The organism is Alteromonas sp. 5NW40-0090 (genome assembly GCF_057552975.1).
The window spans coordinates 130,078-143,139 of sequence record NZ_BAAJLT010000007.1; the positions used below are offsets into that span (position 1 = coordinate 130,078).

Here is a 13,062-nt window from a genome sequence, read left to right on the forward strand (position 1 = left end):
TAGGTTCTTTCACTAATATACTCGCTGTATCGAGCGTCTCTGTGCGCTGGACCACATTACCTAGTCTTTTATTAAAATTCTGACATGATGCTTGCCTGCTAACAGTGGAAACGCGATGTTTGTGGTGAAGCTATATTTCTCGTCATCGATATAAACGTCGCACTTTTCATTAGCACAAGATGACGATATGAGCTCGTTACGCGCACAAGAAGCTTCATCTATATTCATGGTCTTTGCGCTTGGCAAGTGTCTTACTACTTCGATTACGTAGTGTGCTTTATCCATATATATCGTTACGCTAAATCGATCCCAGTGTGACGGTAACTGCGGGGTTATTTCTAATGCGTTCCCTCGCTTCTCTATGCCTAGTAGGAAAGAGAGCCCCGCTTGGTACATTAAACCTGCGGCCCCTGTGTACCAAGTCCAGCCACCTCTACCGCAATGGGGCGGTACAGAATAAATGTCTGCCGCCATCACGTAAGGCTCAACTTTGTATTGAGCACAATGTGCTTCATTAAGCGCGTGGTTGATGGGGTTTAGCATGGAAAAGAGCTCGAAAGCCTGATCTATTTTTGCTTGCTTACACAGCGCCATGACTGACCAGACTGCCGCGTGGGTATATTGCCCCCCGTTTTCTCGAAAACCTGCGGGATAACCTTTTATGTAGCCCGGCTCCAAAATAGTTTTTTCGAAAGGAGGGGTGAATAGCAGCGCCAAGCCGAGCTCTTTTCTTATCAGATACTGAGACGCCATTTTCATGGCTTTGTTGGCTCTGTTGGGAATTGCGCGATTTGAAAGCACTGCCCACGACTGACAAATAGCGTCAATTTTGCATTCATCATTAAGCTGAGAGCCTAGCCAGATACCGTTATCGAAAACGGCTCGTCGGTACCATTCACCATCCCAGGCATGTTGCTCTATTGCATTGGTGAGTTCTCGAGAGGCTTGTTGCCACAGTCCTTTATGAGGCATTAGTTTCTGCTGACAATAAGGTGATGGAAGTGCAATTAACTGGTCAATGGCATATAAAACAAACCAGCCTAGCCACACGCTTTCCCCCTTGCCCAGTTTGCCGATACCGTTCATGCCGTCGTTCCAATCACCCGTGCCAATTAGCGGTAAGCCATGTTCCCCTCTAGTGGAAAGCGCTGCGTTTATCGACAAGATACAATGATCTAATAGGCTTGCGGTATCGTCGCTGCTATTCGGCATGAAAAACGCGTCATGGGATTCTAGATCTAGAAGTGGTCCTTCAAGGAAAGGTATTTGCACTTGCCAAATATCTTGGTCTTGGGTGTTTTTGGCATAATGGGTTGCCGCGACTACCAACCATATTCTGTCATCAGAAATATGGGTTCTCACTCCTCGCCCTGTAAGTGGAAGCCACCAGTGTTGAACGTCTCCCTCTTTAAACTGTCGAGACGCTGCGCGCAATATATGTTCGCGCACCCGCTCGGGACTGTGCCATAGCATTGACATACCATCTTGCAATTGGTCGCGAAACCCAAAAGCGCCGCTGGCCTGATAAAAGCCGCATCGCGCTAGAATTCGGCTACTCATCGTTTGATAATTCAGCCAGCCGTTCAGCATTAGGTTAGCTGCTTGGTCAGGGGTATTTACCTGAACATGCGTGAGTAGGCGTAGCCAATAGGCTCTCGTCTTCTGTAGCACAGCGTCGAAATTCTCGTGCTTATAGCGTTTCATTAAAGTAAGGGCATGGGTATGGCTGCTTGCGTAACCAAAAACCAGTACTACATCGTGGGAGGCGTTCGGCTGAAGGGTGAACTTTGTTTGCAGGGCCGAACAGGTATCGAACCCATGTCCAACACGTTTTTTCATCTGCGTATCTACGGCTAAAGCATTAGGGTTAGTTGGGTTACCATATTGCCCTAAGAATTCAGTACGATCGGTGGTCCATTCACTCAGCTCATTTTGAAGCATCACAAATGCTTCACTTTCATAAAATTCGGTGGAAAACGGATTGGACAGAATAATGGCATGAAAGTCGTGCTCGAATGATGTGCTTATGAAAGGTCCGCTATCATATTTGTCGTTACCCAGTACCCACTCAATGTAGCTGGTAATTGATAGTTTACGTTCCCGTTTCCCCGTATTTTGAACCGATAGGCGCACCATTTTTACAGGGGCGTTTTGCACTACGGTATGGGTGGACTCCATGTAGAGTTGGTCGGCATGGTGTGAAAATACACTGTAGCCCCAGCCGTGGCGTACCTGGTATTCACCGCCATCTTGAATGGGTTGATTGGCTGCACTGCTCAACGCAAGCGTATCCTCATCTCTCACATACCAGCAGTCCACGCATGGGTTACACACAGGGTCGTTATACCAAGGAGTTAACTGGTTATCGCGACTATTTTGGGACCATGTGTAGCCATTACCATCTTCAGCTATCTGAAAACCAAAATCGTCATTGGCAATGATATTTATCCATGGGGCAGGGGGAGTAAGACCGTTATTTAATTGAATAACATACTCGTGGTTTTTGGTATCAAAGCCGCCTGTACCGTTAAAAAAGGAAAGCGTGGAAGTCGCCGCTTTGTCTAACGTTGTCGGCGTCATATATCGCGCTTGTTTTTGCACAGTTTGGTCAGCAAATGGTTTCTCTGGGAAATCCGTTTCAAGAAGATGGTGACATTGAGTGTCTAAATCACCGTCGCGAGCGTCAATTACCAGTCTAGCGGCATGCATGATGGTATTGGACAAGTCTGTTGAAATTTGGTCATGACGCAATACATGTACGTAGCAGTGTGCTGGGCGGGTGTGTTCATCCGAATGGTAAACCGGCGATTGACTGCAGCGCACCGCGGTTTCAATCCCGTCGTGTAAGCTGTGAAAATAGGTTGAACGCTGGTCATTGATGATCACGATATCCACATACAGCATTTTCAGCTTCCAATACTCATGTGCACGCAACAGCTGCTCTACATGTTTAATATCAGCACTTTCACTTATTCGCATAACCACAATAGGGAGGTCGCCAGATATGCCTTCTTGCCATAACACATGCTTTATACTTTTCACCGGTAAAGGTGCTGTCTTTTGCTGCGTGTCCCGGGTATCTAAGTAAAGTAGCGGTGTTGCAATTTTTTGGAAGGTTGCGGTTTCATCATTGTCTATACCCAGGTGCCTTAGTAAGAGTTGTGCCTGTGTCCATGCCATGGTTTTAGCGCGCTCAAACGAATAGGTGTCAGCGTGTTGATCGATAAGCGACAGTAAGTGTTTACGAGATGATGCGACTAATAGCCAGTAGGTAATTGTTACTTGTTTTCCTGCGGGAATATCAATGTGATGCCGCAATACAAATACGGGGTCGATAACGGCGCCGATTGAACTGCTAAGCCGGATAAGCGCATCGTGTTTTAGTTCGTTTCCCTTGGCGTCGCGTATTGTCTTACCTCGGCCTATAAAGGTGAGTCTGCTGGTGTCAAACTCGAATTCATTGACTTCTTGGTCGCTCACGACAGCAAAGTTCGCAACCCATATTTCACGTTCTTCAGGCGAACGTTTTCGCCTTGTTGCAATAAGTGCGTTGCGCTCTTTAAGTACACTTGTTTTAACAAACATTTTAGAAAAAGCGGGGTGAGCGCTATCAACGTTTCTTGGCGCCAGCGCCAGCGAATTGAAAGAAGTTACAACAACACGTTTACTGGTAAGCGATGTATTAGTCACTTTTAGCTGACGGGCCTCGCCATCGCTTTCACTGGTGACCACGACGTCTAGGCAGCTTTTAATGTTATCGTGTGTAGCTTCATAACGGGCATAGTCTTCGGCAAATTCAGCCGAGTATTTGCCGTGGTTTTTGCTGTTTGCAGCGGGTAAGGGTTGTATCGACGGCGAATACGTTCGTTTCGATTTTACGTCGTGAATAAAGAAAAACATGCCGTCATTGTCGGTTGTGGTATCGCCACTCCAGCGTGTGATCGCGATATCTTTCCACATGCTATAGCCGCTACCTGCTGAGGTGACCATGGCTGTATACCTGCCGTTTGACAGCATATTGGTTTGTCTAGGGCCGTTTTTATGCGGGCTGAAAACCCGGGATGAGGGTTTAGAGGGAGAGAGGTTTTGCACAACGCTTTCCCCTTGAGTTAAAGGTCGTCTTAGTGAGACATTTCGGGGAATACGCTCTTGAAGCAGCGATTCACAGGCGCCAATCATTGGCTCGTTATGAAAACGATTGCGCATAACGCCATTGTTGAGCGCATTGTTGATAGCAACAATGGTCATGCCCTGATGATGCGCCATATAGCTTTCAATCACCGTATGCTTTGCATTTTTGGGCTGTCGTGAGGGAGTGAAATCGACAGCTTCGTAGAACCCGTATGGCCCCAAGCACCCTAACGATTCCAGTTCTTTGAAGTTTTTTACGGCACTATTTGGGTCTACCATTGCGGCAAGTCCGCTTGAATAAGGTGACACCACAATGCTGTCGGCAAGGCCACGTTTAAGCCCTAGACTCGGTACACCAAAATTTGAATATTGATAGTTAAATTCTAAGTCTCGTGCATTGTATGCCGACTCAGAAACTCCCCAGGGGACATTGTGATGGTTGCCATAATGCCGTTGTTGAACCACTGCCATGTTATTTGTACTGGCAATCAGACTGCCAAAAGGCGCCCGCATAACTAAGGATGGCATGAGATATTCAAACATCGAACCTGACCACGATAACAGCGCCGCACTGAATCCAACAGGCGATGCTGTGCGACCCAAGTGAAACCAGTGCTTTGAAGGAATGTCGTTTTTGGCAATGGCAAATAGACTGGCCAAACGCGCTTCAGAGCCTAATAAATCATAGCAACCCTTATCTAATTCATCGTTATCAACAGAATACCCAATACTGAGTAAGACCTTCTCTTGATTGAATAGAAAGTGGAAGTTCATACCTAGCGCAAGTGAGCGCGCAGAAGAAGCAATGCGCTCACACCGTGTTTTCAGGTTACCCTGCGCGACAGATAAGATCTGTTTGTCTTGTTTCGCTGCTTCTATACGATTGATTGTGGTCTGTAACCAGTAGTTGATATTCCTGTCGCTTGACGTTTCTTGGCTAGGCAGTAGTGACAATAATAGATGAAGGGTTTTCTCTACGCTGATCAAATCATAAGCTGTATTGCTGTCTGTATCTTCCAACAAATTAAGTAAATTCAGTATTTCAATTCTGCATTGAGAACAGTGCGTTTGTGGTGACTCAGCAGCCATAATAGCGGCGTCTAGCAGCAGTAAATTATCATGAAGTGCCTGCCTAATATCCGGCTCAACACGCTGTTCAACTTGTACCTGCCAAGCCTCCAATGTGTTTGCCAGTGCAATAAGGTGCCCTGCTAAATTACCACTATCAACAGAGGACACATATTTAGGGTGCAATGGTTGAAGTGTTTGTGTGTGATACCAATTCAGTAAATGCCCTTCATACTTTTCAAGCTTACCGAGTGTTTCCAACGTTTCTTCAAGCTTTTCGGTTGCTTCAACAAGCCCTATCCAGCCAAAATCTCTAGCACTTGCTACCGATAGCAGATATAGCCCGATATTAGTAGGAGACGTGCGATGGGCTGTTTTCGCTTCGGGCAGTTGCTGAAAGTTGTCCGGTGGCAGCATGTTCTCATCTGGCGTTACAAACTCATCGAAAAAGCGCCAGGTTCTGCGCGCGATAAGACGAAGTGTAGTTTGCCTATTGTCGCTAAGATGTAAGTAAGGGCGCACATTTGGCCGGCTCAACAACCACGCTATCGCAGGGGCGAGAAGCCATAACAGTACAAAAGGTATTGTTGTGAAAAAGTAGGTAGGTGAATATAAAAGCGTTGCAATTGCTACAGACAACACAATGACAACACTTGTGCACATGAGCTTGTAGTAGTTCACTAGCGAGGCTTTGTGGGTGCGTTCTATCTCATCTGACGATACCCACTGTAAAAGGTGGTTTTGGGTAACCGCCATTCTCAAAAGTGATCTTCCTAATGCGTCTAAGGTTTTTACGCTTTTATCGGGGAGGAACGTAAAAATAAAAAAAGCATTGAGAAACGACAGGATGCCGTCTGATAACCACATTTTCAAGTGCGTGATTATTCTTCCCTGGCTTCGACGATATGAAATAAAAAGCAGCAGCAGGTGAATAAAAAATGGAGCAGCCAATACGCCAAATACTGCTGACCAAAGCAATATAGCTTGATACAAAGGAAAGAAAAAAGACAACATCAGTGTGGCAAAAAGGTAAGGCTGGACCAGTGACCTACGCAAATTATCGATAATTTTCCATTGTCCTAGCGTGGGGATTTTGCCTGTACCGTTTACTATGCCTAATAGCCACGGTAGCAGTTGCCAATCACCTCTTGTCCATCGGTGAAGGCGGTTAATATCGGCATGATAACTTCGGGGGTAACTTTCCAATACTTCAACATCACAAGCAAAGCCTGCACGTGCAAATATTCCTTCAAAAAGATCATGACTCAACAGTCTGTTATCAGGTACACGAGATTTCAGCGCACTCTCAAATGCATCAACATCGTAAATCCCTTTTCCGGTATAAGACCCTTCGTCGTATAAGTCTTGATACACGTCTGAGCTACTGGACACATACGGGTCTATTCCCCCCGGGCTTGAGAAAATATATTGATACCACGAGCCGTTACCGTTGCTTGGCATTAAAGGCGTCACTTTAGGTTGTAAAATACCGTGCCCTTTAACAATGCGGCGCTTTATTCTGTCGAGCAGCGGTGTATTGAGCGGGTGAGCCATTTTGCCTATTAATTTTTTAATCACACCGCGTGTAAGCTGTGTATCTTCATCTAATGTCACCACATATCTAATGTATTCTGGGATGTCTATGTGATCGGAATTAACAGGCGTGAAAGTGGTATCTGTCGCCCCCCTTAAAAGTCGATTGAGTTCGTGTAACTTCCCTCTTTTTCGTTCCCACGCCATCCACGTATGCTCGTGACGATTGAACATACGTTTGCGGTACAACAGGTAAAATCGCTTGCGTTTTCCGCAGCCTGGGTATTTCCTATTCAGTGCGGCAATGTTTTCACTCATTTGCTGTAAATGAATTTTGTCGCTAGATAATGCTTGGCTGGTGGCATCAACCCCATCTAATAAAAGCCCAAAACTCACGTTATCATCAATACAGGTTAAATAGTGCATCTCAAGCTGATGAATAAGTTTGTCAGCGCCTACCTTGTTAGAGAGCAAGGACGGTATGACTACGAAAGTTCTACTGGCGTTTGGCACGCCGGTCTTTAGCGACAGACCGGGTAAAGGATGTGTATGAACAACACACAAAATTATTTGGTTTACTAAAAGCACTGACACCTCGCCAATAGGGATCAGAGCAATCAATGCCAAGACAATTTGCAGCAATAGGGAGAAATTAAAAGCAAATAGTGCGAAAACAAAAAGAATGAGTAATAGCGCACTTACTGAAATGATAAGCCCCACGTAAACCTTGGTGCCACACTCTCCCAACGCATAGCGTAATCGTTCAGCTATTGAGGGTTTGTAGCCAACCTCTTTTTCAAACTGACGATGAGCATCGCCAAATAGGTGGTAGCCAGGGTCACTAATGCGACGTTTTTCAGATTCGATGGTTTCATTTATGCTTAAGGTTCTAGCGCGTGCTAGGGCGGCGTCAACAACGTCACATTCGGTCAGCCCAGAACCAGAGGCCAACCTTTGGATATTACTGCGATATAAGTTGCGTGTGCTAAAGTCCATGTCTGTATAAGCAGGGTAGGTGCGCAACCGCTTATCAACATGGCTCAACTGTTCAAAAGGAACCTTCCAATCCATTTCGCCCAACAGTCTTAAACTATTGATAATATTACTCATGGTTTCGCTTACTACACTGTGCTCAAGCGATACTTGTTGAATTATGGCGTCGACAGACTGGCTTTCTTTAGACAGTTGTTGGCTTAGCCAACGAAGTAATGGGTATTTCTCTGGATCTTTGCCTCGTAAGCGCCTTGCCAGTTGTGCTAAAAACGCAACATGCGCGCTAGGTGAGTAATCGCTTAAGTCAGGTGGTGTAAACTGTGGCGACGTGGTTGAGCTATCCGTTTTTGCGAGTACTTTGTCTGCGGCACTATTAGCTTGATTATGCGCTACATGCCTATCCATTTGTGCTTGAGATAAGCGGCGCAGATTTTCAATTAGAACAACTTTTAAAATGCAAGGGAGTGACCACAACTCTAAAATACTCAATATTTCAATGCGCTGGTAACACGAAATAAAGTGGCAAAAACTTTCCGTAGTAAAATGGCAGTCCGTATGTTCTAGGTAATACCATGCTATGGCTAATATTCTGGCATAGCCTGTAAACTTACCAACGGCTAAGCGAGGTAGCTGACGATACGAACGTTCTGGAAGGTCTAATGTGGTTTGCCAAACTTGTGCATCAACAACGTGATAATTGTCGAGTAACCAATCGAGCCCTTTAGGCGCGTCTTTGCTATTGCGTTTATGTGTTTTGCTTTTCGACACTATCTGTTCAAGTGTCTGTGCGTTATCCTCAAACCGTTTATAAAGCGACGGGACGCGCAGCAATTTTGCTGTCATCTTGTGATGCTTAGCCAATGCTTCAGCATACTTACCCAAACGCTCGGTACTGTAAATATCTTTGCGAATAGGAATGTTTTCCCAAGCGGTATTTGACTTAGAAGTAGAAAGTAAAGTGTACGACATAACAAAAGGTCCTTTTAGGTACTTACACGGAATACCTAAAAAACGCATTGTTACTGTGTTCTTGGCGGCGTTTAATGCATTAGGCAAATGGGGTATTGCCTAACTATTTAGCCTTTGGATGATTAATTAATCTGTGCGTTTAAGCACATACATTGAAAAAAATTATTACTTAGTTTCTTGCCACTAACATTTAATAGGAAAGGCTTCTAATCTGTCAGACTCCTCTTTTACTACTTGGTAGCATTCACAGCACATGCGCTCTAACTTTGGGCGGTCTATAACCTTGATATGGCCACGTTTATAAGTAATAACACCTGCTCTTTGGAGTTTGCCCGCCGCTTCCGTTACGCCCTCCCTTCTAACGCCTAACATGTTTGCTATGAGTTCTTGTGTCATCACTAGATTATTGTTGGGTAAACGGTCTAGCGATAACAAAATCCAACGGCAGAGCTGTTGCACTATGGTGTGGTGTCGATTGCACACCGCAGTTTGCGACATTTGAGTTATAAGGGAAAGGGTATAGCGCAAGAGGAGAACTCGAACAGCAGGATCATGGTTAAATGCTTGCTTTATAGATGTTGCAGAGACGCGATAGGCTTTTCCTTCACTTTGCACAATTGCCCGGCTTGGGGTACTGCCACCGCCTAAAAACACGGCAATGCCGACAATGCCTTCATTCCCCACAACGGAGATCTCGGCGGAAGCACCGTCAGACATTTCAAACAGTAAAGAAACGATGGCATCAACAGGAAAGTATACATACTGCAGTGCTTCTCCTGATTCATAAAGTACCTTCCCCAGCTCAAGTGGCACCAATTCAAGTTTTTTTTCACATTTGTCAGGTAATACCGAGAGGAGGGCAGATAAAAGCGTGTTATTACATTTGATCATGACTGTACGTTCCTTTACTTATTATTATCGTTATTTGCGCTACATATGCATGCAGTGAAAACGAATTTTTTATTGCAATGTAAACGTTATTTATTTTCGCTTCTGTGCGATAGCGAACAAAGAACGTACTGAATATAGGTGAGTATAGAGGGGCAAGTGCTAGTTATATTGATCTGGCGCATTAATAGTCGAATTACTTTTAGAACGAAATGGATTGCACTGTGGCAAAAGTAAGTAATACCCACTGGTATCAAAAGACAGTAAATGACGTGTTGAAGGCGTTAGATTCTTCGAAAGAAGGACTCACCGAAAAACAAGTCGTTTTGCTTAGAGCAAAGTATGGGCGAAACAGCATCGCCCAAGCGTCGCCTCCAAGCCTTGCTTTCCGTTTTGCCTTGCAGTTCAAGAGCCTTTTAGTCTTGGTACTTGTGGTAGCCGTAATACTTACCGCTTCACTTCAGCATTGGCTAGATGCGAGCGTTATCTTTGCCGTTATTCTAATTAATGCACTTATCGGCGTTGTGCAAGAAGGGAAAGCAGAAAAAGCAATCGCCTCTATTCGCCACCTTCTGGCCGTAAAAGCATCGGTTATCCGAGGCGGTATTAGAACGACTATCGATGGTGAGGAGGTTGTTCCAGGCGATATCGTTATTTTAGCACCTGGGGATAAAGTGCCTGCAGATCTTCGTCTTATCGAAGCAGAGAGTCTGCAGATTCAGGAAAGTATACTGACTGGAGAAGCGCAGGCCGTAATGAAGAAAACTGACGCCCTCGATGCTAAGGTTGCGATGGGAGATCGAAGCTGCATGGCTTTTAGTGGTACCAATGTTGTTGGGGGGCAGGGCATAGGCGTTGCGGTAGCCACGGGGGCACACACTGAAATCGGTAAAATAGGGGGGTTACTATCAAAAGTTGAAAAACTGACAACGCCCCTAACGCTCAAAATGAATGTGTTAGCAAAGTGGGTAACTGCACTCATCATTGGTGTAGGTGCTATTCTACTTTTTTTTGGCATCTTCCTACTACAACGCCCTTTTTTGGACGTTTTTATGGCAGTGATTGGGTTGTCTGTAGCAGCTATTCCCGAAGGGCTGCCAGCAGTGCTCACCATTACGCTGGCCGTAGGCGTGCAAGCCATGGCTCGGCGCAACGCCATAATCAGAGTACTTTCCGCTATTGAAACATTGGGTGCCGTTTCGGTTATATGCTCTGACAAAACCGGTACACTGACCCGCAATGAAATGCAGGTGACGAAAATACACACCGCGTATGCTGCGTTCGATGTAAGTGGCGAAGGTTATCAGCCTGAAGGAGAAATACGCAATAAAGGTGTACCTATTACGCTTCAACATCGACAGGCACTTACAACCCTCGCTCTGGCTTGTAATCTGTGTAACGACGCTGAACTCTATGAAAGTGAGGGGCAATGGCTTCATCATGGTGATCCAATGGAAGCTGCGCTCCTCAGTTTCTCTCATAAGGTGTTAGGTACCACGCACTTCAACGTTCGCGATAGTTGGCCACGTAAATGCGTGATGCCATTCAACGCAAATAGCCAATACATGGCAACATTAAACGCAAATAGTCAGGGTGAGTTTGAGCTATTTGTGAAAGGGGCGCCTGAAAAAGTCATCGCATTTTGTCGTAGTCAGAAAGAAGAAAGCGCCGATGTGTCCATTGAGCGGTCATTCTGGTTACAAGAAGCGAACGAAATGGCGGCAAGCGGATTAAGAGTGCTTGCGCTCGCTGTGCTGGATCCAACCTGTAAAAACAGCAGGCTGGAACAATCCACTCAGTTAACAAACAAAGAAATTGATGGGCACCTTTGCCTACTTGGCCTTGTAGGGCTTATGGACCCACCTCGAAGCGGCGTTAGTGCCGCAATAGAAGAATGTCACCGCGCTCAAATACAGGTAAAAATGATAACGGGTGACCATGCCGTTACGGCGCAATGTATTGGTAAGCAGCTAGGGTTGGCACGTGCCGACACTGTACTCACCGGTGAACAGATAGATGCGTTGAGCGATAATGACTTAAAAGTAAGCGCACAAAATACCCACATTTTTGCCAGAACCACACCTGAACATAAATTACGGTTGGTCATGGCGCTACAAGCCTTAGATTTAGTGGTGGTGATGACGGGCGACGGGGTGAATGACGCCCCTTCTCTTAAGCGTGCAGATGCCGGTGTTGCGATGGGTCTTAAAGGTTGCGAGGCCGCGAAGGATGCTGCAGAAATTGTTTTGGCAGACGATAACTTTACATCCATCGTAGCAGCCATAGAACAAGGACGTACCGTTTACAGCAACATTAAAAAAGTAGTGAGTTGGACACTGCCGACGAATGCCGGAGAGGCGCTCACTATAATCGTAGCTTTAATTGCAGGTATGCCTTACCCCATAACTCCGGTGCAAATATTGTGGGTAAATATGATTACCGCAATATCGTTAGGCATCGCACTAGCGTTTGAACCGCCCGACAAAAATATTATGGCGCAACCTCCTAGGCCCAGAAACCAATCGCTTATTCAAGGTGATTTGCTGTGGCACATCTTGATGGTGGGTGTACTTTTCTTTATTGCAGTGTTTGGTGTTTATCATTTTGCCATGTCGCAGAATGTCTCCGTAGCGCTTGCACGTACGCAATCAATGAATATGTTAGTGGGCCTTGAAATATTCTATTTGCTATTTATTCGTCGTATGCACCTGCGGGCCTTTAAAATAAAAGGTACAAAAACAAGTAAAGCCGTGTGGATAGCCATTGTTTTGGTTATTACCGCGCAGGCTATGATTTGCCATTTTCCTTTTTTACAAGACGTTTTTGGTACGGCTTCCCCAGCCGTCATCGACTATGTAACGATTTTTATAGCAGGCGCATTGTTGTGGGTATTTCTTGAAACTGAAAAGTTAGTAAAGCAAATCCTTTGATAACGGTGGTTAATTACAAAAGCTAAGGTAAGGAGCAAGTGAAATGAAACAACAAAAGAATTTCAATAAAGAAGTAAACGGACAGAAAAAAGATAAACAACTCGACGCGCAAAGCACAGGTTTTATCAACTATTTGCGGATGGGGTTCGCTTCTGACTTCCCTGCCATTATGAAGCTTGGCTATGCCATGGCTATTATCTTTAGTGTGTTGATATTCTATAGCGGCTATCACTTTTTCACCGCAGACAAAAATAGCGAACTTTTTTGGGGCGTTTGTTTAGTTTTGAGCGTTAATGCTCAAATTACGGTAAAGCTTTGGATTTACATGCAAACCAACCACAATATTCTTATGCAAGCACTTCGCGAGAAGAAACACCCATCTTAACGCCTGTTGAATTAGGCAGAATAAAGTAAAACATAGAACATAAAACATCAGCTAAGTGTACGGCAGCAATGACATGAGAAAAGTGGGTTTAATGCTTGGTACCACGGGCGGACTTTGATTGGTCGCCACGCGATGGACCGACACTCGGCCGACACGCTTGCGTGG

4 protein-coding genes are annotated in these 13,062 nt (G+C 45.3%); 2 read left to right on the forward strand and 2 right to left on the reverse strand.

The window, feature by feature from the left end; genetic code table 11:
• Positions 1–60: 60 nt before the first annotated feature.
• Both AC27KT_RS10400 and AC27KT_RS10405 read right to left on the reverse strand, forming a co-directional pair.
• Positions 61–8,694, reverse strand: a complete 8,634-nt coding sequence (locus AC27KT_RS10400; protein WP_487129698.1) for a glycoside hydrolase family 94 protein — start codon at positions 8,692–8,694, stop codon at positions 61–63.
• Between the two features lie 183 nt (positions 8,695–8,877).
• The gene (locus AC27KT_RS10405) at positions 8,878–9,585 is read right to left on the reverse strand and encodes a Crp/Fnr family transcriptional regulator (RefSeq protein WP_487129700.1); all 708 of its coding nucleotides are present in this window, start codon (positions 9,583–9,585) and stop codon (positions 8,878–8,880) included.
• 221 nt (positions 9,586–9,806) lie between these two features.
• On the opposite strand from AC27KT_RS10405, the gene AC27KT_RS10410 reads away from it, so the two are divergent.
• Together AC27KT_RS10410 and AC27KT_RS10415 are read left to right on the forward strand one after the other, a co-directional pair.
• A complete protein-coding gene (locus tag AC27KT_RS10410; protein ID WP_487129702.1) occupies positions 9,807–12,512 on the forward strand; it encodes a cation-translocating P-type ATPase in 2,706 nt (901 codons plus the stop codon).
• A gap of 43 nt (positions 12,513–12,555) precedes the next feature.
• Positions 12,556–12,897, forward strand: coding sequence for a DUF6768 family protein (locus tag AC27KT_RS10415; RefSeq protein ID WP_159581769.1), 342 nt, complete (start codon positions 12,556–12,558; stop codon positions 12,895–12,897).
• Positions 12,898–13,062: the final 165 nt, after the last annotated feature.

What these genes read in the sequence shown, in the direction of transcription:
- AC27KT_RS10415 (WP_159581769.1), top strand. Translation starts at nt 12,556, where the DNA reads ATGAAACAACAAAAGAATTTCAATAAAGAAGTAAACGGACAGAAAAAA.
- AC27KT_RS10405 (WP_487129700.1), bottom strand. Translation starts at nt 9,585, where the DNA reads ATGATCAAATGTAATAACACGCTTTTATCTGCCCTCCTCTCGGTATTA.
- AC27KT_RS10400 (WP_487129698.1), bottom strand. Translation starts at nt 8,694, where the DNA reads ATGTCGTACACTTTACTTTCTACTTCTAAGTCAAATACCGCTTGGGAA.